The organism is Streptomyces sp. Ru72 (assembly GCF_002920635.1).
GTDB lineage: Bacteria > Actinomycetota > Actinomycetes > Streptomycetales > Streptomycetaceae > Streptomyces.
The window spans coordinates 1-23,627 of record NZ_PQSR01000122.1 but is presented as its reverse complement, the minus strand read 5'-3'; the positions used below and the strand labels follow the sequence as shown (position 1 = coordinate 23,627).

The 23,627-nt window shown below is 71.3% G+C and carries 22 protein-coding genes; 2 read left to right on the top strand and 20 right to left on the bottom strand.

All coding sequences use genetic code 11. The annotated features are described in order from the left end of the window. The coding region (locus C3488_RS34560; RefSeq protein WP_103844836.1) for a transcription antitermination factor NusB at positions 1-1,124 on the bottom strand (1,124 nt) is incomplete at its 3' end. A gap of 135 nt (positions 1,125-1,259) precedes the next feature. Beyond that, positions 1,260-2,195: a methionyl-tRNA formyltransferase gene (gene fmt / locus C3488_RS34555; protein WP_103844835.1), complete on the bottom strand. Its 936-nt coding sequence runs from the start codon at positions 2,193-2,195 to the stop codon at positions 1,260-1,262. Between the two features lie 279 nt (positions 2,196-2,474). On the opposite strand from fmt, the gene C3488_RS34550 reads away from it, so the two are divergent. Further along, entirely contained in the window at positions 2,475-3,008 is a 534-nt protein-coding gene (locus tag C3488_RS34550; RefSeq protein ID WP_103844834.1) for a hypothetical protein, read from the top strand. Positions 3,009-3,112: 104 nt separating this feature from the next. Here the strand turns inward: C3488_RS34550 and C3488_RS34545 are convergent, their stop codons facing one another. The 14 genes from C3488_RS34545 to pyrR all read right to left on the bottom strand — a co-directional run bounded on the left by C3488_RS34545 (position 3,113) and on the right by pyrR (position 19,802). Next, entirely contained in the window at positions 3,113-5,266 is a 2,154-nt protein-coding gene (locus tag C3488_RS34545) for a primosomal protein N' (protein WP_103844833.1), read from the bottom strand. Between the two features lie 192 nt (positions 5,267-5,458). Beyond that, positions 5,459-6,667: a methionine adenosyltransferase gene (gene metK, locus C3488_RS34540; RefSeq protein WP_103844832.1), complete on the bottom strand. Its 1,209-nt coding sequence runs from the start codon at positions 6,665-6,667 to the stop codon at positions 5,459-5,461. A gap of 239 nt (positions 6,668-6,906) precedes the next feature. Further along, entirely contained in the window at positions 6,907-8,109 is a 1,203-nt protein-coding gene (gene coaBC, locus C3488_RS34535; protein WP_103844831.1) for a bifunctional phosphopantothenoylcysteine decarboxylase/phosphopantothenate--cysteine ligase CoaBC, read from the bottom strand. A gap of 143 nt (positions 8,110-8,252) precedes the next feature. Beyond that, the gene (rpoZ, locus tag C3488_RS34530) at positions 8,253-8,525 is read right to left on the bottom strand and encodes a DNA-directed RNA polymerase subunit omega (RefSeq protein ID WP_030412017.1); all 273 of its coding nucleotides are present in this window, start codon (positions 8,523-8,525) and stop codon (positions 8,253-8,255) included. 65 nt (positions 8,526-8,590) lie between these two features. Then, positions 8,591-9,148 (bottom strand): guanylate kinase, encoded by a 558-nt coding sequence (gene gmk, locus C3488_RS34525; RefSeq protein WP_103844830.1) that lies wholly within the window; start codon positions 9,146-9,148, stop codon positions 8,591-8,593. Between the two features lie 37 nt (positions 9,149-9,185). Next, positions 9,186-9,509: an integration host factor gene (locus C3488_RS34520; RefSeq protein WP_103844829.1), complete on the bottom strand. Its 324-nt coding sequence runs from the start codon at positions 9,507-9,509 to the stop codon at positions 9,186-9,188. A gap of 308 nt (positions 9,510-9,817) precedes the next feature. Continuing rightward, positions 9,818-10,663 carry an orotidine-5'-phosphate decarboxylase gene (pyrF, locus tag C3488_RS34515; RefSeq protein WP_181139314.1) on the bottom strand — a complete coding sequence of 282 codons (846 nt, stop codon included), beginning with the start codon at positions 10,661-10,663 and terminating at the stop codon, positions 9,818-9,820. Further along, positions 10,660-11,766 (bottom strand): quinone-dependent dihydroorotate dehydrogenase, encoded by a 1,107-nt coding sequence (locus tag C3488_RS34510; RefSeq protein WP_103844828.1) that lies wholly within the window; start codon positions 11,764-11,766, stop codon positions 10,660-10,662. Before C3488_RS34510 ends, pyrF begins: the two co-directional genes overlap by 4 nt. Before the next feature lie 76 nt (positions 11,767-11,842). Next, positions 11,843-15,151: a carbamoyl-phosphate synthase large subunit gene (gene carB, locus C3488_RS34505; protein ID WP_103844827.1), complete on the bottom strand. Its 3,309-nt coding sequence runs from the start codon at positions 15,149-15,151 to the stop codon at positions 11,843-11,845. Then, the gene (gene carA / locus C3488_RS34500; RefSeq protein WP_103844826.1) at positions 15,144-16,286 is read right to left on the bottom strand and encodes a glutamine-hydrolyzing carbamoyl-phosphate synthase small subunit; all 1,143 of its coding nucleotides are present in this window, start codon (positions 16,284-16,286) and stop codon (positions 15,144-15,146) included. The genes carB and carA overlap by 8 nt, the downstream gene beginning before the upstream one ends. Next, a complete protein-coding gene (locus tag C3488_RS34495) occupies positions 16,283-16,843 on the bottom strand; it encodes a hypothetical protein (protein ID WP_103844825.1) in 561 nt (186 codons plus the stop codon). The genes carA and C3488_RS34495 overlap by 4 nt, the downstream gene beginning before the upstream one ends. Continuing rightward, positions 16,840-18,126 carry a dihydroorotase gene (locus tag C3488_RS34490; RefSeq protein ID WP_103844824.1) on the bottom strand — a complete coding sequence of 429 codons (1,287 nt, stop codon included), beginning with the start codon at positions 18,124-18,126 and terminating at the stop codon, positions 16,840-16,842. Before C3488_RS34490 ends, C3488_RS34495 begins: the two co-directional genes overlap by 4 nt. A gap of 5 nt (positions 18,127-18,131) precedes the next feature. Continuing rightward, positions 18,132-19,127, bottom strand: a complete 996-nt coding sequence (locus C3488_RS34485; RefSeq protein WP_103844823.1) for an aspartate carbamoyltransferase catalytic subunit — start codon at positions 19,125-19,127, stop codon at positions 18,132-18,134. 102 nt (positions 19,128-19,229) lie between these two features. Next, positions 19,230-19,802: a bifunctional pyr operon transcriptional regulator/uracil phosphoribosyltransferase PyrR gene (gene pyrR / locus C3488_RS34480; RefSeq protein ID WP_103844822.1), complete on the bottom strand. Its 573-nt coding sequence runs from the start codon at positions 19,800-19,802 to the stop codon at positions 19,230-19,232. A 265-nt stretch (positions 19,803-20,067) separates the two neighbouring features. On the opposite strand from pyrR, the gene bldD reads away from it, so the two are divergent. Next, positions 20,068-20,571 (top strand): transcriptional regulator BldD, encoded by a 504-nt coding sequence (gene bldD, locus C3488_RS34475; RefSeq protein WP_103844821.1) that lies wholly within the window; start codon positions 20,068-20,070, stop codon positions 20,569-20,571. 162 nt (positions 20,572-20,733) lie between these two features. Here the strand turns inward: bldD and nusB are convergent, their stop codons facing one another. The 4 genes from nusB to C3488_RS34455 all read right to left on the bottom strand — a co-directional run. Next, positions 20,734-21,168 carry a transcription antitermination factor NusB gene (nusB, locus tag C3488_RS34470; protein ID WP_103844820.1) on the bottom strand — a complete coding sequence of 145 codons (435 nt, stop codon included), beginning with the start codon at positions 21,166-21,168 and terminating at the stop codon, positions 20,734-20,736. 2 nt (positions 21,169-21,170) lie between these two features. After that, positions 21,171-21,737: an elongation factor P gene (efp, locus tag C3488_RS34465; RefSeq protein WP_103844819.1), complete on the bottom strand. Its 567-nt coding sequence runs from the start codon at positions 21,735-21,737 to the stop codon at positions 21,171-21,173. A 45-nt stretch (positions 21,738-21,782) separates the two neighbouring features. Further along, positions 21,783-22,889, bottom strand: a complete 1,107-nt coding sequence (locus C3488_RS34460) for a M24 family metallopeptidase (RefSeq protein ID WP_103844818.1) — start codon at positions 22,887-22,889, stop codon at positions 21,783-21,785. Positions 22,890-22,991: 102 nt separating this feature from the next. Then, a partial coding sequence (locus tag C3488_RS34455; RefSeq protein ID WP_258053838.1) for an ATP-binding protein occupies positions 22,992-23,627 on the bottom strand: 636 nt, incomplete at its 5' end.

Here is a 23,627-nt window from a genome sequence, read left to right as displayed (position 1 = left end):
CGGCGCCAGCGCGCCTCGGGGCGGCGGCGCAGGGCGCCGAGGCCGGTGCAGGGCACGTCCATCAGGACGCGGTCGAAGGTGCCGGGCCGCCACGGCGGCCGGGTGCCGTCGGCGGCGACGACCTGGTACGGGCCTGGATTCCCGGCCAGCGCCTTCGCCACCAGGCCGGCCCGGTGCGGCTGCTTCTCGGAGGCCAGCAGCACGGCTCCGCGCTCGGCGGCGAGGGCGGCGAGCAGGGCGGCCTTGCCACCGGGCCCGGCGCACCCGTCCAGCCAGGCCCGGTCGGGTCCGTCGAGGGGGGCGTTCGCGAGGGCGAGCGCGACGAGCTGGCTGCCCTCGTCCTGGACACCCGCACGGCCCTCGCGCACGGCGTCCACCGAGCCGGGCTCGCCGCCCTCGGTGAGCCGGACGGCGTACGGAGACCAGCGGCCCGGCAGCGCGGCGGGTTCGTCCAGGAGTTCCTCGGTGGTGGAGCGGCCGGGCCGGGCGACGAGGGTGACCTCGGGACGTTCGTTGTCCGCCGCGAGGAGTTCCTCGATGCCGGCGCGTCCGCCGCCGAGGGAGTCCCACAGGGCGGAGACGACCCAGCGCGGGTGCGAGTGCACGACGGCGAGGTGGTCCTCGGGGTCCTCGTCGTACGGGGGCGCCACCCGCTCCAGCCAGGCGTCGAGATCGTCCTGAGCGACCTTGCGCAGAACGGCGTTGACGAACTTGGCCCGCCCGTCGCCGAGCACCACGCGCGCCAGTTCGACGGTCGCGGACACGGCGGCGTGGGTGGGGATCCGCGTACCGAGCAGTTGGTGGACGCCGAGGCTCAGCACGTCCAGCACGGGCGGGTCGACGTCGCGCAGCGGCCGGTCGACGCAGGCGGAGAGTATGGCGTCGTACGTGCCCTGCCTGCGCAGGGTCCCGTACACCAGCTCGGTGGCGAGTGCCGCGTCCCGCCCGTCGATGTCGCCCTTCTCACGCGCCTTGCGCAGCAGCGGCGGCAGGACGAGGTTGGCGTACGCGTCCCGCTCGTCCACCGCCCGCAAGGCGTCGAAGGCGAGGATACGGACGGGGTCCTTCTTGGGCCGGCGGTAGGGCTTGCCGGGCTTGCGGGGACGGCGGGACTGCTCGGTCACGAAAAAGGTGCTCCGGTTGTGGGACGGCGTGCGCTTACAGCGTACGTCCGCGGAATATCGGGCCGACGCGGAGGTCGGCGAGGTCTTCTGCCAGGGGGTGTCCGACCATTGGCGTCGTGTCCCCGGCCAGTTGTGTCAGACACCCCCCAGGGTCTCCGCGGCGCCGATCCGCACCCCGCGCGCCCAGTCAGCGGCCTTCATCGGTTTCTTGCCCTGGGCCTGCACCCATACCAGTTCGACCGCGTGCGAACCGGTGCCCACGTACACGTTGTTCTTGCCGACGGACAGCCGCCCGGGTGCGAGGTCCGTCACCTCGGGCCGGGACGTGACCTGGATGAGCTTGAGCCGTTCGCCGCGGAAGGTGGTCCAGGCACCGGGCGCCGGTGTGCAGGCGCGCACCACGCGGTCGACGCGCAGCGCGGGCGCGGACCAGTCGACCTGCGCGTCCTCGACAGTGATCTTGGGGGCGAGCGTGACGCCCTCGGCGGGCTGCGGCACGGCCTTGAGGGTGCCGTCCTGGATGCCGTCCATGGTGGCCTCGAGGAGTCCGGCACCGGCGAAGGCGAGTCGGGTGAGCAGGTCACCGCTGGTGTCGGTGGGCCGGATCCGCTCGGTGACGGTGCCGTAGACGGGACCGGAGTCCAGGCCCTCCTCGATGAGGAAGGTGGAGGCGCCGGTGATCTCGTCGCCCGCCATGATGGAGTGCTGCACGGGGGCGGCGCCGCGCCAGGCGGGCAGCAGGGAGAAGTGCAGGTTGACCCAGCCGTGGGCGGGGATGTCGAGGGCGACCCGGGGCAGGAGCGCGCCATAGGCGACGACGGGACAGCAGTCGGGCGCGATCTCCCTGAGGCGGCCGAGGAAGTCCTCGTCCCGGGGCCTGTTCGGCTTGAGGATCTCGATGCCGGCCTCCTCCGCCCGTTCGGCGACGGGACTGGCGACGAGCCTGCGCCCGCGCCCGGCCGGTGCGTCGGGCCGGGTGACGACGGCGGCCACCTCGTGCCGGTCCGACGCGATCAGAGCGTCCAGCGCGGGAACGGCGACCTCGGGGGTACCTGCGAAGACGAGCTTCATGGGTGGGTGACGGCCTCTCGGGCGGGAGTTCTGACGGACCCGCAGGTACCGGCCGGACCGGGTCTGCGGGCGGCGCACCAGTCTAGGACGTGGCGGGGCGCGCCCGGCCGCAGGCGGGGGCTCGCAGCGCACGCCATCCGCCGGGGGCGTACGCATATGCTCTTACGCCCCCGCAGCGTGACCACAGGACCGAATGCGCGTTGGTCAAGAAAGAGTTGACCACAAGCGGGCCGCTGTAGCGGCCCGATCCTTTTCAACGCCGGTTCGAGAGGCTTGTTCATGGCCGACCACGCAACCCACGACGCCCAGGCCCGGGCCAGCCTGCACTTGCTGGTGCGGGACATCGAGCGGGTCCGCCGGCAGGTGGACGCACTGCGCACCCTCACCGCCCAGTTGGGCAATGTCTACCGCCCGCGGCGCTCCGGCCCGTCCACGGGCTTCGTCGTCTACGGACGCGCTCCCGCCCCGACCGTCCGTCTCGCCCAGGAGCTGCGGGACAGTGTCGAGACCCTGGTCACCGCCGCCGTGGACTTCGACCGCTCACTCGGCTTCTCGTGGGACGCCGTGGGCTCCGCGCTCGGAGTCACCAAGCAGGCGGTCCACCGCCGTTACGGCGCCCGCCGTGCCGCCGCGCAGGCGGCCGCCGAGGCCGATCGCGCGGCGGAACCGTCCGGTACCCGCACGATCAACGTGGGCTCGGGTATCCCCACGGTGCCCGCGGCCCGCTCGATGCCGACCCAGCCGACGGCGGGCAGCCCCACGCTCCGCGACGAGGCGAGGCCGACCGCCTTCCCCGGACCGCGCAACGGCTGACGCCGCCCCTTCCGCTCTGCCTCCCGGCCGCACCGGGAGGCAGTCCCGTCCGAGCCGCACGACCGATCGGCTCCATCCTCGGTACCCCTGGCCGATGACGGCCGTCACCCGATGTCCGGTGGATCGATCCGGATCCTTACCGCGTCGCCGCCGGCCGCCCGTGCCGTCCGGGTGGCCAGCGCGGTCTTCAGGGCGGTCGCCAGAGCGGCCCCGCTCCCGGGCGGTACGCGCACCAGCGCCCGCTCCCAGCGCTCCCCCGGCGGCGGCCCCCCGACCCTGCGGGGCCGCCCGGCTTCGGTGACCGGCATCGGGACGGGTCCCAACACCTCGGCGGCGGGCGGGAGACGGGCACCCGCGAGGAAGTCCGCGACGGCCTCGGCCGGTCCGGACACCGCCGCCATCCGCGACACCGGTGGAAACCCCAGCTCCGCCCGCTCGGCCAGTTCGCGCACCGCGTGCCCGACCGGATCCCACCGGACGAGCGCCTGCACGGGTCGCAGCGTCGGCTCGGCGACGATCACGACCGTGCCGCCCACGGACTGCGGCCTCACCAGCGCGCCGGCGCCGATCCACCGCCGCAGTGCGTCCTCGCCCGCGCGCAGATCGGGCCGGCCCAACATGGCCCATCCATCCAGGAGCAGCGCCGCCGCGTAACCGCCCTCGGCGACGGGCTCCGCCCCCGGGGTGCTGACCACCAGGGCCGGTGTCCCCGGCACCGTGTCCAGCACCTGCTCGCGCCCCGAGGTGCGCACCGGAACGGCCGGGAAGGCCCGCCCCAGCTCCTCGGCGGTCCGCCGCGCCCCCACGATCTGGGCCCGCAACCGGAACCCCCCGCACTCCGGACAGTGCCAGGCGCTCTCCTCCCGCCCGCACCAGGCGCACCTGAGCTCCCCGGCCTCCTGCCCCGCCAGCGGCCCGGCGCAGTGCCGGCAGCGCGCGGGGGCCCGGCACTGCGCGCAGGCCATCCGGGGCACATAGCCGCGCCGGGGCACCTGCACCAGAACCGGTCCGTGCCGCAGCCCCTCCCGTGCGACCTCCCAGGCGAGCGTGGGCAGCCGTGCGGCCCGCGCCGCCTCGTCGCGTGCGAGGTCCCCGTCGCCCACCGTCCGTACGAGCGGGGCGGTGGCGCGCACCTGCTCGCGGTCGGCGACCAGCGGCGCGGCCCATCCGCTCTCCACGAGCTGCGCGGCCTCGACGGTGCAGCTCCAGCTCCCCAGCAGGAAGCCGCACTTCTCGCGAGTGGCGCGCAGCTCCAGCACCTCGCGGACATGCGGGAAGGGGGCGTGGTCGTCACTGTGACCGGCGTCCCCGTCGTCCCACACGACGACGAGCCCCAGGTTCCGTACGGGCGCGAACATGGCGGCCCGGGTCCCGACGACGGCTCGTACGGCTCCGCGGCGCACGGCGAGCCACTCCCGGTACCGCCGCTCCTGTCCGGCGTCGGCGGTCAGCACCGCATGCCGCCCCTCGCCGATCAGCTCGCGCAGCGCGGTGTCGACCCGCGCCACGGCCCGTCCGGCGGGCACGACGACCAGGGCGCCCCGCCCGGAGGCGAGCGTGGCCTGCACGGCCCGGGCGATCTCCTGCGCCCACTGGGGCCCGGGCAGGGCGGTCCACACGGCCCGGGGCACACCGCCGGAGGCGAGCGACCGCAGGAAGTCCGCGCCCCGCCCGTACCGCCGCCACGATCCGGGCTCCGGCGCGGGCGGAGGCGCCGGCGGCGCGCCCCACTCAGCGGCCTCCGCGCGGGCGTGCCGCGGCGGGACCGCGAGCTGGAGCACGTCCGCGAGGCTGCCTGCATAACGGTCGGCGACGGCGCGGGCGAGGCCCAGCAGCTCGGGCGAGAGGACGGGTTCGGGGGACACGACCTGCGCGAGCGCCGCGAGGGGCCCGGAGTAGTCGGACTCGGCCACCCGCTCGACCAGAAAACCGTCGATGAGCCCGCCGCCCTCGCGCCGTCCCTCCCGCACCGAGCGCCCGCCGGCCCCGAACCGCACCCGGACCCTGACTCCGGGCCGTGCGACGGCGTCGAGCTCCTCCGGTACGGCGTAGTCGAAGTAGCGGTCCAGGTGCAGCACGCCCTTGTTGACGACCACGCGCGCGACGGGCAGTTCCTTGGCGAGCGAGGCCCCCCGCCAGGTCCGGGGCTTGGCCCGGGGCGCCTTGGCCTTGCGCACCGCGTCCCGCAGCAGGGCGAGCTGCTCGGGTGGTCCGGCGTCTGACCCGCCCGCCCGCTGCTGCCCGTTCTCGCTGCTCACGCTTGCATTCTTACCAAACGCCACTGACACGGGCGTGCGCCGAGACGACTCCGCCCGCGCAGGGTCTGTCCTCGAAGGTCGGATCGGCCGGAAAGACAGGCTTCTCCGGCTCTGCCTGACGGGATCCTTTCCACGCACCGAGGCCCGGCCGCCCCGAAGGGCGCCGGGCCTCGTGACACCGTGCTGGAGGGCCTACAGACCCGCCGCCTTGCGCAGGGCCTCCACCCGGTCCGTGCGCTCCCAGGTGAAGTCGGGCAGCTCGCGGCCGAAGTGCCCGTACGCCGCGGTCTGGGCGTAGATGGGACGGAGCAGGTCGAGGTCGCGGATGATCGCGGCCGGGCGCAGGTCGAAGACCTCGGTGATCGCGTTCTCGATCTTCTCGGCGTCGACCTTGGCCGTGCCGAAGGTCTCCACGAACAGACCCACCGGCTCGGCCTTGCCGATCGCGTACGCCACCTGGACCTCGCAGCGGGAGGCCAGGCCCGCGGCGACCACGTTCTTGGCGACCCAGCGCATCGCGTACGCGGCCGAGCGGTCCACCTTGGACGGGTCCTTGCCGGAGAACGCGCCGCCGCCGTGGCGGGCCATGCCGCCGTACGTGTCGATGATGATCTTACGCCCGGTCAGGCCCGCGTCGCCCATCGGGCCGCCGATCTCGAAGCGGCCGGTGGGGTTGACCAGCAGGCGGTAGCCGTCGGTCTCGAGCTTGATGCCGTCGTCCAGCAGCGCCTTCAGTTCCGGCTCGACCACGAACTCGCGGATGTCGGGGGCCAGCAGCGACTCCAGGTCGATGTCGCTCGCGTGCTGCGAGGAGACGACCACCGTGTCCAGACGGACCGCCTTGTCACCGTCGTACTCGATGGTGACCTGCGTCTTGCCGTCCGGGCGCAGGTAGGGGATCGTGCCGTTCTTGCGGACGTCGGACAGGCGCTTGGACAGGCGGTGCGCCAGGAAGACCGGCAGCGGCATCAGCGTCGGCGTCTCGTCCGACGCGTAGCCGAACATCAGACCCTGGTCACCGGCGCCCTGCCGGTCCAGTTCGTCGTCGTCGCCCTCGACACGGGACTCGTACGCCGTGTCCACGCCCTGCGCGATGTCCGGGGACTGCGCGCCGATCGACACCGACACACCACAGGACGCGCCGTCGAAGCCCTTCTTCGACGAGTCGTAGCCGATCTCGAGGATCTTGTTGCGAACCAGCGTCGCGATGTCCGCGTACGCCTTGGTCGTGACCTCACCGGCCACGTGCACCAGGCCGGTCGTGATCAGCGTCTCCACGGCGACCCGGGACGTCGGGTCCTCACGCAGAAGCGCGTCGAGAATGGTGTCGCTGATCTGGTCAGCGATCTTGTCGGGGTGACCCTCGGTCACGGACTCCGAGGTGAACAAGCGACGGGACACAACGCTCCCTGGGGTTGCAGCGGCTGCTGGCTGATCATGGGCGGACGGGTCGGGGGCTGCGCCCGGCGACGTCCGAGAACAGTTTATCGGTCGCGCTCTGCCACCGGCCCAGGTGTCTCGCCTCTCGGGAGCCCTGTGACCTGCGGCACGGGCATTCTGCCGAATGCCGCAGGTCCATTTCCAGGGTCGCCACGCCTGATTGTCCGAGGTTTGAGTGAGCCTTCAGCCGAATGCAAGATTCAGGACAGACGGCGCGCCACGAGGTCCCACACCGTCTCGGCCAGCGCTTCCTTCGGCCCGTGCGGCACCGGGGTCTCGCTGCCGTCGGCGCCCAGCACGACCGCCTCGTTCTCCTCGGAGCCGAAGGTCTTGCGCTCCCCCACCTCGTTCACCACGAGCAGGTCGCAGCCCTTGCGCGCCAGCTTCGCCCGGCCGTTCGCCAGCACGTCGTCGGTCTCCGCGGCGAAGCCGACCACGATCTGGTCCGGGCGGGCGCGGTCGGCCGAGATCTCCGCCAGGACGTCGGGATTCCTGACCAGGGTGATGGGCTCCGGGTCCTGCCCGTCCTTCTTCTTGATCTTCCCCGGGGCGTAGGTCGCCGGGCGGAAGTCCGCCACCGCCGCCGCCATCACGACGGCGTCGGCGTCCGCGGCCGCCTTGAGGACCGCCTCGCGCAGCTGCACCGCGGTCTCCACCGGTATGACGTCGACTCCGGCCGGGTCGGGCAGACCCGTGTTCGCGGCGATCAGGGTGACGCGGGCGCCCCGGGCCGCGGCCGTGCGCGCGAGGGCGTAGCCCTGCTTGCCGGAGGAGCGGTTGCCGAGGAAGCGGACGGGGTCGAGGGGCTCACGGGTGCCGCCGGCGCTGACGACGACGTGCCGCCCTGCGAGGTCGGGCTCGCTGACGCCTCGGGCGAGCACCCGGCGGCAGATCTCGAAGATCTCGGCCGGTTCGGGCAGTCGGCCCTTGCCGGTGTCGACGCCGGTCAGCCGGCCGACCGCCGGTTCGATGACGACGGCCCCGCGGCGGCGCAGCGTCGCCACGTTCTCCTGTGTGGCCGGGTGTTCCCACATCTCCGTGTGCATGGCCGGGGCGAAGACGACCGGGCAGCGGGCGGTCAGGAGGGTGTTGGTCAGGAGGTCGTCGGCGAGTCCGTGGGCGGCCTTGGCGAGCGTGTCCGCGGTGGCCGGGGCGACCACCACCAGGTCGGCATTCTGGCCGATGCGGACGTGCGGGACCTCGTGGACGTCGTCCCAGACCTCCGTGGAGACCGGGTTGCCGGAGAGGGCGGACCAGGTGGCGGCGCCGACGAAGTGCAGCGCGGAGGCGGTCGGCACGACGCGGACGTCATGCCCGGACTCGGTCAGTCTGCGCAGCAGCTCGCACGCCTTGTAGGCGGCGATGCCGCCGCTGACCCCCAGAACGACCTTCGGCTTGCCCACCGGGCCTCCCCGCACTCGACACCCGTACGCCGCGGCTCATCGGCGTACGGGTCTATGAGACACCACAGGCCCGACAGTCGCGCTGCCGGGCCTGTGGAAAAGCCTACTGCGATCAGTAGATATTACTTATTGCTACCGCGCGGTCACTGGGCCGGGCCCTCGATGGACTCGGAGGTCAGCAGACCCGCGTTGATCTCGCGCAAAGCGATCGAGAGCGGCTTCTCGTGGACGTGGGTGTCCACGAGCGGACCGACGTACTCGAGGAGGCCCTCACCGAGCTGCGAGTAGTACGCGTTGATCTGGCGGGCCCGCTTGGCCGCGTAGATCACGAGGCTGTACTTCGAGTCGGTGGCCTCGAGGAGCTCGTCGATCGGCGGGTTGATGATGCCCTCGGGCGCGGTGATGGAAGAGGACACGCTCTACCTTCCGAAAGATGGGAAAGATCAGTACCGATCAGGCAGACCTGATCACACAACCCTGATCACACAACGTTCATCAAGGCTAGCAGCTCGCGCGCCACATCCTCGACCGAGGTGTTGACCAGGGTCTCGTCGAACTCGGGCTCGGCGGCCAGCTCGGTCTTGGCCGCCTCCAGGCGGCGCTCGATGACCTCGGGCGGCTCGGTGCCCCGCCCGGTGAGCCTGCGCACGAGCTCCTCCCAGGTGGGAGGAGCCAGGAACACGAGCTGCGCCTCGGGCATGGATTCACGGACCTGCCGGGCACCCTGGAGATCGATCTCCAGCAGGACCGGCACCCCGGCCTCCAGATGCTCGATCACGGCGGCCCGCGGCGTCCCGTAGCGGTTGCCGGCGAACTCGGCCCACTCCAGCAGCTCGCCGTTGGCGATCAGCTTGTCCATCTCGTCGTCGGTGACGAAGAAGTAGTGGACTCCGTGCCGTTCACCGGGCCGGGGCGCGCGGGTCGTCGCCGACACCGAGAGCCAGACCTCGGGGTGTTCCTTGCGCATATGGGCGACGACCGTGCTCTTGCCGACCCCCGAGGGGCCGGAGAGCACGGTCAGCCGCGGACGTTCGCTCATGCAGCGATTATTCCAGCAATCCCGGAGTGCCCCGGACTCAGCTGGCGGTACCACCGAACTCGCGCTCGAGAGAGGCGATCTGGTTGGAACCGAGACCCCGCACGCGGCGGCTCTCGGAGATTCCGAGTCGCTCCATGATCTGCTTGGCGCGGACCTTGCCCACGCCCGGCAGGGACTCGAGGAGGGCGGAGACCTTCATCTTGCCGATGACGTCGTTCTCCTGGCCCTGCTTGATGACCTCGTGAAGGGAGGCGCCGGAGTGCTTGAGTCGATTCTTGACCTCGGCCCGCTCCCGGCGAGCCGCGGCGGCCTTTTCGAGCGCGGCTGCGCGCTGTTCGGGGGTAAGGGGCGGAAGAGCCACGCCTACGTCACCTCGGATGTCGAACTGTCGGATACGGACCGGTGAGGAACCTAGTCGCCCCACACCTGGGGAGCTACGAGCAACACGCTTGCCCGCTCTCCCCCACTGCCTTGAGGGCGCGGGAGGTGCCCTCACTCGTCGGAGACTAGCGGGCAAGTCCGCCAGAGTCAGCGAGAACAGCGGAAAAGTCCTGGTCAGCCTCTGTTGAGACGGACCTTTCGGACATATTGCCCCGGATTTGAGGATGTATCCAGACCTCGAGCCGTCCTGGAAGGGTTCTTCCGTGCGCTCGTCGGCCCCGCGAGGCGCTACTCGGGGTCCAGGGCGTCCCGGATCTCGTCGGCGAAGCGTTGCGCGGCGTCACGCAGCGCGACGACGTCGGGACCGTGACGAAGAACACCCCGGCTGACGTTCGGCACGACATTGCGCACCGCCGCGCCGAACACCGCCGGAAGATCGGCCGGAGTGGCCCCCTGGGCACCGATGCCGGGGGCGAGGAGCGGCCCGTTGACGTCCAGGTCGTACGAGGACAGGTCGCCGAGCGTCGCGCCGACGACCGCGCCGAAGGAGCCGAGAGGGTCCTCCCCCGCGTTCTCGGCCGCGAGGTGGGCGAGCATCGTCGCTGCGACGTTCCGTCCGTCGGAGCGCAGGGCGTGCTGCACCTCGCCTCCCTCCGGGTTGGAGGTCAGGGCGAGCACGAACAGCCCGGCTCCGCTCTCCCGCGCCAGCTCCACGGCCGGCTTCAGGGAGCCGTAGCCGAGGTACGGCGAGACCGTGAGCGCGTCGGAGAACAGCGGGGCGTCCTTGTGCAGGAAGGACTCGGCGTACGCGGCCATGGTCGAGCCGATGTCGCCGCGCTTGGCGTCCATGACGACCAGCGCCCCGGCCGCCCGCGCCTCGGCGACCGCCTTCTCCAGGACGGCGACGCCGCGCGACCCGAACCGCTCGAAGAACGCGCTCTGCGGCTTCAGCACGGCGACCCGGTCGGCCATGGCCTCCACGACGGTGCGGGTGAACCGCTCCAGCCCGGCGACATCGTCGTTCAGGCCCCACTCGGTGAGCAGCGAGGCGTGCGGGTCGATCCCGACGCACAGCGGGCCGCGCCCGTCCATGGCGCGGCGCAGACGCGCGCCGAAGGGCTCCAGAGGACTCATGCGGCCTTCCTTACGTCGGCGCCGACCGCGTCGGCGAGGGTGGCGTACGGGCTCGTGCGGAGGCGGGCGAGGAGCCCCTTGTGGATGGCCCGGCTCCAGAAGGGCCCCTCGTAGATGAAGGCGCTGTAGCCCTGCACGAGCGTGGCACCGGCCAGGATGCGCTGCCAGGCGTCCTCGGCGTTCTCGATGCCGCCGACGCCCACCAGGGTGATGCGGTCGCCCACGCGCGCGTAGAGGCGCCGCAGCACCTCCAGGGAGCGCGTTTTCAGGGGCGCGCCCGACAGTCCGCCGGTCTCCTTCACAAGTGCGGGCTGCGACCTCAGGCCGAGCCCCTCGCGCGCGATGGTGGTGTTCGTGGCGATGATCCCGTCCAGGCCCAGCTCCACCGCCAGGTCGGCGACGGCGTCGATGTCCTCGTCGGCGAGATCCGGGGCGATCTTCACAAGCAGCGGTACGCGCCGCGCGCGCACCGTACGGTCCGCGGCCTCGCGGACGGCGGTCAGCAGCGGGCGCAGCGCCTCGGTGGCCTGCAGATCGCGCAGACCGGGCGTGTTCGGGGAGGACACGTTGACGACCAGGTAGTCGGCATAGGGCGCGAGCCGCTCGGTCGACTTCACGTAGTCCTGGGCGGCCTCGGCCTCCGGGACGACCTTGGTCTTGCCGATGTTGACGCCCACCACCGTCTTGAACACCGGAGTACGGGTCGCCAGGCGCGCGGCGACGGCGAGCGATCCCTCGTTGTTGAAACCCATGCGGTTGATCAGCGCACGGTCCGCGACGAGGCGGAACAGCCGCTTCTTGGGGTTCCCGGGCTGCGGCTCCCCCGTCACCGTGCCGATCTCGACGTGGTCGAAGCCCAGCATCGACATCCCGTCGATCGCGACGGCGTTCTTGTCGAAGCCGGCGGCCAGTCCGAAGGGGCCGTGCATGCGCAGCCCGAAGGCCTCCGTGCGCAGCTCCTTGTAGCGGGGCGCGAGGGCGGCCGCCAGGAAGGTGCGCAGCACGGGGATGCGGGCGGCGAGGCGGATCCAGCGGAAGGCCAGGTAGTGGGCCTGCTCCGGGTCCATCCGCTGGAAGACCAGGCGGAAGAAAAGCTTGTACATGTCTCGGGAGTCCTCAGGGTCTTCATGATGCTCATGAAGAGGGGGACACCGTTTCCGGTGTCCCCCTCGCCGGCTGCTAGTCGCGGGCCGCGGTCAGGAATTCGGCGTGTTCCTGGAGTGAGCGGACGCCCACGTCGCCGTGGTTGAGCGCGTCGATGCCCTGGACCGCCGCGGCCAGCGCCTGGACCGTCGTCAGGCACGGCACGGAGCGGGCCACCGCCGCGGTACGGATGTCGTAGCCGTCGAGGCGGCCGCCGGTGCCGTACGGGGTGTTGACGATGAGGTCGACCTCGCCGTCGTGGATCATCTGGACGATGGTCTTCTCGCCGTTCGGGCCGGGGCCGTCGGACTGCTTGCGCACGACCGTCGCGTTGATGCCGTTGCGCTTGAGGACCTCGGCCGTGCCGGAGGTGGCGAGCAGCTCGAAGCCGTGGGCGACCAGCTCACGCGCGGGGAAGATCATCGAACGCTTGTCGCGGTTGGCGACCGAGATGAACGCCCGGCCCTTGGTCGGCAGCGGACCGTAGGCGCCCGCCTGCGACTTGGCGTACGCCGTTCCGAAGACGGAGTCGATGCCCATGACCTCGCCGGTCGAGCGCATCTCCGGACCGAGGACGGTGTCGACGCCGCGGCCGTGGATGTCGCGGAACCGCGACCACGGCATCACGGCCTCCTTGACGGAGATCGGAGCGTCCAGCGGCAGCTCGCCGCCGTCGCCGTTCCTCGGCAGCAGGCCCTCCTCGCGCAGCTCGGCGATGGTCGCGCCCAGCGAGATGCGGGCGGCGGCCTTCGCGAGCGGCACCGCCGTCGCCTTGGAGGTGAAGGGCACCGTACGCGAGGCGCGCGGGTTGGCCTCGAGGACGTAGAGGATGTCGCCCGCCATCGCGAACTGGATGTTGATCAGTCCGCGGACGCCGACGCCGCGCGCGATGGCCTCCGTGGAGGCGCGCAGGCGCTTGATGTCGAAGCCGCCCAGCGTGATCGGGGGCAGCGCGCACGCCGAGTCGCCGGAGTGGATGCCGGCCTCCTCGATGTGCTCCATGACGCCGCCGAGGTAGAGCTCCTCGCCGTCGTACAGGGCGTCGACGTCGATCTCGATCGCGTCGTCGAGGAAGCGGTCGACGAGCACCGGCCGGGAAGGGCTGATCTCGGTCGACTCGGCGATGTACGCGGCGAGGCGGGTCTCGTCGTAGACGATCTCCATGCCGCGCCCGCCGAGGACGTAGGACGGCCGGACGAGGACCGGGTAGCCGATCTCGTCCGCGATGGCCTTCGCCTCCTCGAAGGTGGTGGCGGTGCCGTGCTTGGGGGCCGGGAGACCGGCCTGAGCGAGCACGCGACCGAACGCGCCGCGGTCCTCGGCGGCGTGGATCGCCTCGGGCGAGGTGCCGACGATCGGCACGCCGTTGTCCTTCAGCGCCTGCGCGAGGCCGAGCGGGGTCTGGCCGCCGAGCTGGACCACGACGCCCGCGACCGGCCCGGCCTGCTGCTCGGCGTGCACGATCTCCAGCACGTCCTCGAGCGTCAGCGGCTCGAAGTACAGGCGGTCGGAGGTGTCGTAGTCCGTGGAGACCGTCTCGGGGTTGCAGTTGACCATCACGGTCTCGTACCCCGCGTCGCTGAGCGCGAAGGAGGCGTGGACGCACGAGTAGTCGAACTCGATGCCCTGGCCGATGCGGTTCGGGCCGGAGCCCAGGATGATCACCGCGGGCTTCTCGCGGGGGGCGACCTCGCTCTCCTCGTCGTAGGAGGAGTAGAAGTACGGCGTCCTCGCGGCGAACTCGGCGGCGCAGGTGTCGACCGTCTTGTACACCGGGCGGACGCCGAGGGCGTGCCGCACCTCGCGCACCACGTCCTCGCGCGAACCGCGGATCTCGGCGATCTGCTGGTCGGAGAAGCCGTGCCGCTTGGCCTCGGCGAGCAGGTCGGCGTCCAGGCGGTCCGCTGCGGCCAGCTCGTCCGCGATCTCCTTGATCAGGAAGAGCTGGTCGACGAACCACGGGTCGATCTTGGTGGACTCGAAGACCTCCTCGGGCGTGGCGCCCGCGCGGATGGCCTGCATGACCGTGTTGACCCGGCCGTCGGTGGGGCGCTGCGCCGCCTGAAGCAGCTCGTCCTTGTCCCCGGGCTCACCCACGAACGTGAACTGGCTGCCCTTCTTCTCCAGCGAGCGCAGCGCCTTCTGGAACGCCTCGGTGAAGTTGCGGCCGATCGCCATGGCCTCGCCGACCGACTTCATGGTGGTGGTCAGCGTGCTGTCGGCGCTCGGGAACTTCTCGAACGCGAACCGCGGCGCCTTGACGACCACGTAGTCGAGGGTCGGCTCGAAGGAGGCCGGGGTCTCCTGCGTGATGTCGTTCGGGATCTCGTCGAGGGTGTAGCCGACGGCGAGCTTGGCCGCGATCTTCGCGATCGGGAAGCCGGTCGCCTTGGAGGCCAGGGCGGAGGAGCGCGACACGCGCGGGTTCATCTCGATGACGATCACACGACCGTCCTCGGGGTTCACCGCGAACTGGATGTTGCAGCCGCCGGTGTCCACACCGACCTCGCGGATCACGGCGATGCCGATGTCCCGCAGGATCTGGTACTCGCGGTCGGTCAGGGTCATCGCCGGGGCGACGGTGATGGAGTCGCCGGTGTGCACGCCCATCGGGTCGAAGTTCTCGATGGAGCAGACGACCACGACGTTGTCGTGCTTGTCGCGCATCAGCTCCAGCTCGTACTCCTTCCAGCCGAGGATGGACTCCTCCAGGAGCACCTCGGTGGTCGGCGAGAGCGCGAGGCCGGTGCCCGCGATGCGGCGCAGCTCCTCCTCGTCGTGCGCGAAGCCGGAGCCGGCGCCGCCCATGGTGAAGGAGGGGCGGACGACGACCGGATAGCCGCCCAGCTCCTCGACGCCGGCCAGGACGTCGTCCATGGAGTGGCAGATGACCGAGCGGGCGGACTCTCCGTGCCCGATCTTCTTGCGGACCTCCTCCACGACCTCCTTGAACTGGTCGCGGTCCTCGCCCTTGTGGATGGCCTCCACCTTGGCGCCGATCAGCTCGACGCCGTACTTCTCCAGGACGCCGTTCTCGTGCAGCTTGATGGCCGTGTTGAGGGCCGTCTGGCCGCCCAGGGTGGGCAGGAGCGCGTCGGGGCGCTCCTTGGCGATGATCTTCTCGACGAAGTCCGGGGTGATCGGCTCCACGTAGGTGGCGTCGGCGATCTCCGGGTCGGTCATGATCGTCGCCGGGTTGGAGTTGACGAGGATGACGCGCAGGCCTTCGGCCTTGAGCACGCGGCACGCCTGGGTGCCGGAGTAGTCGAACTCGGCGGCCTGGCCGATGACGATCGGGCCGGAGCCGATGACCAGGACGGACTGGATATCGGTGCGCTTAGGCACGCTGGCCCTCCATGAGCTTCACGAAGCGGTCGAACAGGTAGGCGGCGTCGTGGGGACCGGCCGCCGCCTCGGGGTGGTACTGGACGCTGAACGCCGGCTTGTCGAGCAGCTGGAGGCCTTCCACGACGTTGTCGTTGAGGCAGACGTGGGAGACCTCGGCGCGGCCGTAGGGGGTGTCGGAGACCTTGTCGAGCGGGGCGTCGACGGCGAATCCGTGGTTGTGCGCGGTGACCTCGACCTTGCCGGTCGTGCGGTCCTGCACCGGCTGGTTGATGCCGCGGTGGCCGTACTTCAGCTTGTAGGTGCCGAAGCCGAGGGCCCGGCCGAGGATCTGGTTGCCGAAGCAGATGCCGAACAGGGGCGTGCCGCGCTCCAGGACCGCCTGCATGACGGAGACCGCGTGGTCGGCGGTGGCCGGGTCGCCGGGGCCGTTGGAGAAGAACACGCCGTCCGGGCCCACGGCGTAGACGTCCTCGGCGGTGGCCGTCGCGGGCAGCACGTGGACCTCGATGCCGCGCTCGGCCATGCGGTGCGGGGTCATGCCCTTGATACCCAGGTCGACCGCGGCGACCGTGAACTTCTTCTCACCGATCGCGGGGACGACGTACGGCTCGGTGGTGGCGACCTCGGCGGAGAGGTCGGCCCCCTTCATCTCCGGCGCCTGGCGCACCTCGGCGAGCATCGTGCCCTCGTCGGGCAGCGCGTCGCCGGAGAAGATGCCCACGCGCATGGCACCGCGCTCGCGCAGGTGGCGGGTCAGGGCCCGGGTGTCGATGCCGCTGATGCCGACGACGCCCTGCGCGCGCAGTTCGTCGTCGAGCGAGCGCTTGGCCCGCCAGTTGGAGGACTTGCGCGCGGGGTCGCGTACGACGTAGCCGGCGACCCAGATCCGCTTGGACTCGGGGTCCTCGTCGTTGACGCCGGTGTTGCCGACGTGCGGGGCGGTCATGACCACGACCTGGCGGTGGTAGGACGGGTCGGTGAGGGTCTCCTGGTAGCCGGTCATGCCGGTGGAGAACACGGCTTCGCCGAAGGTCACCCCCACGGCCCCGTAGGCGCGGCCGCGGAAGATCCGGCCGTCCTCCAGGACGAGTACGGCGGGAACCTTCTCAGCTCCCCTGGTGGAGGTCGTCATCGTGCGCCTTCCGTCTTGTGGATCATCTGGTTCAGGGTGTCGACCCAGTCGTTGTGCTCGGCCGCGCGGTCCGAGCGGAAGCCCGAGTCGATCAGCTTGTCGCCGTGGGCCCAGGTCACCACCAGCAGTCCGCCCTCGGTGAGGACCTTGCCGGCGATGCCCTTGTCGAGCCGGACCTCGCGCATCCGCTCGGCCGGGATGAAGAAGTCCGTCGCCCCGGGGCGTACGACGTCCAGGCCCGCGTCCGTCAGCGTGAGCTCGACGCGGCTGCGGGTGCCCAGGCCGTGGGCCACGATGCGGTCGAGCCACTGCCCGGCGGTGGTCGAGCCGTGGTAGCGGCCGCTCATCGTGAGCTTCGCCTCGCCGGGCTCCTCAGGAGCGGTGGGCAGCTCCGGCAGGTCGCTCTGCAGGGTGCCGCGCCACTTCCAGCCCTCGCGCATCAGCCAGTAGACGAGCGCGACGAAGAGGGCGAGTCCGACGAGCCAGCCGATGCGGTCGGTCCAGTCGGTGACCTGGGCCGATTCCTTCTCGGCTGCGAACAGGAGTACAGGTGTCACGTGAGCTTCCCGTCGACGAGCGTGGCCTTGCCCCGCAGCCAGGTGTGCGTGACCCGGCCCGGCAGCTCACGGCCCTCGTAGGGGGTGTTGCGGCTGCGCGAGGCGAAGCCCGCGGGGTCCACCTGCCCACGGTATGCCGTGTCGACGAGCGTGAGGTTGGCGGGCTCACCTGCCGAGACGGGGCGGCCGTGGCCGGTGGCCCGGCCGATCTTCGCAGGCTTGAAGGACATGCGCTCCGCCACGCCCGCCCAGTCGAGCAGACCGGTCTCGACCATCGTCTCCTGGACGACGGACAGCGCGGTCTCCAGGCCGACCATGCCCATGGCGGCGGCGGCCCACTCGCAGTCCTTGTCCTCGTGCGGGTGCGGGGCGTGGTCGGTGGCGACGATGTCGATCGTGCCGTCGGCGAGCGCCTCGCGCAGCGCCAGCACGTCGCGCTCGGTGCGCAGCGGCGGGTTCACCTTGTAGACCGGGTTGTAGGTGCGCACCAGCTCGTCGGTGAGGAGGAGGTGGTGGGGGGTGACCTCGGCGGTGACGTCGATGCCGCGGGACTTGGCCCAGCGGACGATCTCGACGGACCCGGCGGTCGACAGGTGGCAGATGTGGACGCGGGAGCCGACGTGGTCGGCCAGGAGCACGTCGCGCGCGATGATCGACTCCTCGGCGACGGCCGGCCAGCCGCCGAGGCCCAGCTCGGCGGAGACGACGCCCTCGTTCATCTGGGCGCCCTCGGTCAGCCGCGGCTCCTGCGCGTGCTGGGCGACCACGCCGCCGAACGCCTTCACGTACTCCAGCGCCCGGCGCATGATCACCGCGTCGTCGACGCACTTGCCGTCGTCGGAGAAGACCGTGACGCCGGCCGCCGACTCGTGCATGGCGCCCAGCTCGGCGAGCTTCTTGCCCTCCAGGCCGACCGTGACGGCGCCGATGGGCTGCACGTCGCAGTAACCGTGCTCGCGGCCCAGCCGCCAGACCTGCTCGACGACACCGGCGGTGTCGGCGACCGGGAAGGTGTTGGCCATCGCGAACACGGCGGTGTAGCCGCCCCTGGCGGCGGCCCGCGTACCGGTCAGGACGGTCTCGGAGTCCTCGCGGCCGGGCTCGCGCAGGTGGGTGTGCAGATCGACGAGGCCGGGGAGCAGCACCTTGCCGCCGGCCTCGACGACCTCCGCGCCCTCGGCGGACAGGCCGGTGCCGACCGCCTCGACGACCTCACCGTCGATCAGCACGTCCTGCGGCTCGCCGCCGAGCACCTTCGCACCACGGATCAGGGTCTTGCTCATCGGATCTACTTCTCCTCGGTACGGGCGTCGGTGACGGCGGGCACGGTCTTGGAGTCGAACACGGCGCCGCCCAGCAGCAGGTACAGGACCGCCATGCGGATGGAGACGCCGTTCGCCACCTGCTCGACGGCGGTGCAGCGCTCGGAGTCGGCGACCTCGGCGGTGATCTCCATGCCGCGGACCATCGGGCCGGGGTGCATCACGATCGCGTGCTCCGGCATCTTCGCCATGCGGTCGGCGTCGAGGCCGTAGCGCCGGGAGTACTCGCGCTCGGTCGGGAAGAAGGCGGCGTTCATGCGCTCCCGCTGGACGCGGAGCATCATCACCGCGTCGGACTTGGGGAGGGTGCTGTCGAGATCGAACGAGACCTCGCACGGCCAGGAGCCGACGCCGACCGGGAGCAGGGTGGGCGGGGCGACGAGCGTGACGTCGGCGCCGAGTGTGTGCAGCAGGTCGACGTTGGAGCGGGCGACCCGGCTGTGCAGCACGTCGCCGACGATCGTGATGCGCTTGCCGGCCAGGTCGCGGCCGATCCCGGCGTCCCTGCCGACCAGGCGGCGGCGCATGGTGAAGGCGTCGAGCAGTGCCTGGGTGGGGTGCTGGTGGGTGCCGTCGCCGGCGTTGATGACGGCGGCGTCGATCCAGCCGGAGTTGGCCAGGCGGTAGGGGGCTCCGGAGGCGCCGTGACGGATGACGACGGCGTCGACACCCATGGCCTCCAGCGTCTGGGCGGTGTCCTTCAGGGACTCCCCCTTGGACACGCTGGACCCCTTGGCGGAGAAGTTGATGACGTCCGCGGACAGACGCTTCTCGGCGGCCTCGAAGGAGATCCGGGTGCGGGTGGAGTCCTCGAAGAAGAGGTTGACGACGGTGCGGCCGCGCAGGGTCGGCAGCTTCTTGATCGGCCGGTCCGCGACCCGGGCCATCTCCTCGGCGGTGTCGAGGATCAGGACGGCGTCGTCGCGGGTGAGGTCGGCGGCCGAGATGAGATGACGCTGCATCTTTCAGGCTCCGTAGGCGGTTCATTCGGGAGATTTGGTACAGACGGGCGCGCGTCGGGGCGCACTCGCGAGGCGTACGGCGGATCGCCGTACGCCGGAGTGCTAGTGCTGCGCGCCGTGAACGGTCTGCTTCACACCGAGCAGCACGGTGTCGCGACCGTCCTCCTCGGCGAGCTGGACCTTGACCGTCTCCCGCAGCGACGTGGGGAGGTTCTTGCCGACGTAGTCGGCGCGGATCGGCAGTTCGCGGTGGCCGCGGTCGACGAGGACCGCGAGCTGGACCGCGCGGGGACGCCCGATGTCGTTCAGGGCGTCGAGGGCGGCGCGGATGGTGCGGCCGGAGAAGAGCACGTCGTCGACGAGGACGACGAGGCGGCCGTCGATGCCGTCACCGGGGATCTCGGTGCGGGCCAGCGCACGCGGCGGCTGCATGCGCAGGTCGTCGCGGTACATGGTGATGTCGAGGGAGCCGACCGGGACCTTGCGGCCGGTGATCTGCTCGAGCTTGTCGGCGAGCCGCCGGGCGAGGAAGACGCCTCGGGTCGGAATGCCGAGGAGCACCACGTCGTCGGCGCCCTTGGCGCGCTCGACGATCTCGTGGGCGATGCGGGTCAGCACCCGCGCGATGTCAGGACCTTCGAGGACGGGCCGAGCATCGGAATGCCGCGTGTCCATACGGAAAGGACCTCCTTCTCCGCCTCACGGGACGGACCTTAAAGGACGTCGGAATTGCGCCATACACGGTACCAGCTCGCGGGCGGAGCCCGGTCACCCCCCTGGCGCACCGCGTCACCCGTCCGGCGGTCCCGCACGGCGTCTACCACGGAAGGGTCGGTCCGGACCATTCGGCTTGACGGGGAAGAGTCACGCTGCGTAACCTCACAGTGAGTCACCAGCCGCGCGGCCGAGCCGCACGTCGACACCGTGTCCGGGGAGCTATATGTCCAGCGAATACGCCAAACAGCTCGGGGCCAAGCTCCGGGCGATCCGTACCCAGCAGGGCCTTTCCCTCCACGGTGTGGAGGAGAAGTCCCAGGGACGCTGGAAGGCGGTCGTGGTCGGTTCGTACGAGCGCGGCGACCGCGCCGTCACCGTGCAGCGCCTGGCCGAGCTGGCGGATTTCTACGGGGTCCCGGTGCAGGAGCTGCTGCCCGGCACCACCCCCGGCGGAGCCGCCGAACCGCCGCCGAAGCTGGTTCTCGACCTGGAGCGCCTGGCCAACGTGCCGGCGGAGAAGGCGGGCCCGCTCCAGCGGTACGCGGCGACGATCCAGTCGCAGCGCGGCGACTACAACGGCAAGGTGCTGTCGATCCGCCAGGACGACCTGCGAACGCTCGCCGTGATCTACGACCAGTCGCCCTCCGTCCTGACCGAGCAGCTCATCAGCTGGGGAGTCCTGGACGCGGACGCGCGCCGCGCGGTGGCCTCCCACGAGGAGAGCTGACCGCCCAGGTCCCAGCAGAAACGTGCCGCCGGGGTGGTCGGAACCGCATGGTTCCGTCCACCCCGGCGGCGCTTTCGGCCGGGACCTGCCACTTCGCTGAGAACGCCGGAGGGCCCGCAGCACCTGTGCTGCGGGCCCTCCGGCGTTTTCGGGTACTTCTCTTCAGCTCTCGTCGCGGCGCAACGACGGCTTCAGGTCCTTCAGACGCCCGAGGAGGCCGTTGACGAACGAGGGGGACTCGTCCGTGGAGAACTCTTTGGCGAGCTGCACCATCTCGTCGAGCACCACGGCGTCCGGCGTCTCGTCGACCCAGATCAGCTCGTAGGCGCCGAGGCGGAGGATGTTGCGGTCGACCACCGGCATCCGGTCCAGCGTCCAGCCGACCGCGTACTGCGCGATCAGCTCGTCGATCCGCTTCGCGTGCTGCGCGTAGCCCTCGACCAGCTGCATGGTGTACTCGCTCACCGGCGGCTGCCGGGTGTCGGTCCGCGAGTGCCGGATCCAGTCCGCGAGGACCGTCACGACGTCGGCCCCGCGCTGGTCGCCTTCGAAGAGGATCTGGAAGGCGCGCTTACGGGCCGTGTTACGGGCAGCCACGGTTAGCTGTTCACCCGGCCGAGGTAGTCGCTCGTGCGGGTGTCGACCTTGATCTTCTCACCGGTGGTGATGAAGAGCGGGACCTGGATCTGGTGGCCGGTCTCCAGCGTGGCGGGCTTGGTGCCGCCCGTGGAGCGGTCGCCCTGGACGCCCGGCTCGGTCTCGGCGACGGTCAGCTCCACGGCGGCCGGCAGGTCGACGAAGAGGACCTCGCCCTCGTGTTGGGCGACGGTGGCCGTGAAGCCCTCGATCAGGAAGTTGGCGGCGTCACCGACGGCCTTCCGGTCGACGTGCAGCTGGTCGTACGTCTCCATGTCCATGAAGACGAAGTACTCGCCGTCCATGTACGAGAACTGCATGTCGCGCTTGTCGACAGTGGCCGTCTCGACCTTGACACCGGCGTTGAAGGTCTTGTCGACGACCTTGCCGGAGAGCACGTTCTTGAGCTTGGTGCGCACGAAAGCGGGGCCCTTGCCGGGCTTGACGTGCTGGAACTCGACGACGGACCAGAGCTGGCCGCCTTCGAGCTTGAGCACCATGCCGTTCTTGAGGTCGTTCGTGGAAGCCACGGTTGCGGAATCTCCTGGACTGACGTACGACCCCGGGGCAGGCACCTACAGCGCCAGCAGCTCCTTGGTCGTGATGGTGAGTAGCTCGGGTCCGCCGTCCGCCTCGGGGCGTACGACGAGCGTGTCATCGATCCGGACACCACCCCGGCCCGGGAGGTGGACCCCCGGTTCGACGGTGACCGGCACGCAAGCGTCCAGTTTACCCATGGCCGCGGGGGCCAACTGAGGGTCCTCGTCGATTTCGAGTCCCACACCGTGCCCGGTCAACGGCGGCAGCGCCCCGCCGTACCCCGCGCAGTCCAGCACCTGACGTGCGGCCCGGTCCACGTCGCGGTACGCGGCGCCGGGGGCGAGGGCCTGGCGTCCGGCGCGCTGGGCGGCGAAGACCAGGTCGTACAGCTCGATCTGCCAGTCGGCGGGCGAGGTGCCGATGACGAAGGTGCGACCGATCTCGCAGCGGTAGCCGCGGTAGGCGGCGCCGAGACAGACGGAGAGGAAGTCGCCCTCCTCCACACGCCGGTCGGTGGGGCGGTGGCCGCGGCGGCCTGCGTTCGGACCGGTGGCGACGGAGGTGGCGAAGGCGGGTCCGTCGGCGCCGTGGTCGACGAGGCGGCGCTCCAGTTCGAGGGCGAGATGGCGCTCGGTGCGGCCGACGAGGATCGACTCCAGCAGCTCGCTCAGGGCCTGGTCGACGATCTCCGCGCCGATCCTGAGGAGGGCGATCTCGTCCTCGTCCTTGACGACCCGCAACTGCTCGACCGCGCCGCCGAGGTCCGTGAGCCGCAGCCTCGGTGCGACCGAGCGCACGGAGCGGTGCCGGGCCACGGTGAGGTGGTGCTCCTCCACCGCCAGGGCCTCGGCGCCCTGTGCCGCGGCCATGTCGGCGGCGGCGACGGCGGGGTCACCGCCGCTCACCGGCAGAACGCGCACCCGCAGCGCCTCGTCGGGCCGCCCGTCGGCGGGGTGATCGTCCGGAGGTCCGGCGCACACCAGCACGTCCTCGCCCATGCCCAGCAGCAGGACGGCGCCCTTGGGCGCGGCGCCCGCGAGATACCGGACATTGGCGGGGCGGGAGACCAGCGCCGTCCCACCGCCACCCGCGCTGCAGCGTTCCCTGAGCCGCTCCCGGCGGGCCGCGTACACCTCTGACATGACCCGAGCCTACGAGCGGTGGCCGAATATCGCCGGTCCAGAGGGCCGGACGGGCGGCTGGGACGACGCTCCGTGGACGGGGGCTCCTGCTGCGCTACCGCGTCACCACTTCGGAGGGCTGGCGATGGCGCGGGCCAGGACCTCGTCCAGGACGCGGGCCGTGCCCTCCACATCGAGCTGGGAGTTGTCGATGATCGGCAGGCCGGAGCCGTACCAGCCGGCCATGCGGCCGTGGATGCGGGCGACCTCCTCGTCGGTGAGCCGGCGGTTGCCCCTACGCTCCGCGTTGCGCTCCAGGACGATCTCCAGCCCGGGCAGCAGGACGACCGGCAGCAGTCCGGGGCCCACATGACGTTTCCAGCCACCGAGGCCGACCACTGGGCGGTCCGGGAAGACGGCGTCGTCGAGGATGCACGAGATCCCGTTGGCCAGGAAGTTACGTGCCGCGAAGCCGCAGGTGCGGCGGGCCAGGCGGTACTGCGCCTCCGAGTTGTCGTTCCACCCCGACTGGGGGTCGGCGAAGCCCGAGCGGACCCATTCGCGGACGTCGTCCAGGCTGATGTGGGCGGTGGGGACCCGTCGGTGGCCGGCCCAGTACTTGGCGACGCTGGTCTTTCCGGCGCCCGCGGGACCGATGAGCAGCACGGCGAGCGTGGCGGAGGCGGGGTCGGGCGCGCCGGCCGCGGGGGGTGCGCTCGGCACACCGACCGGAGCGCCCGGCGGGAGCCGCATCTGTCC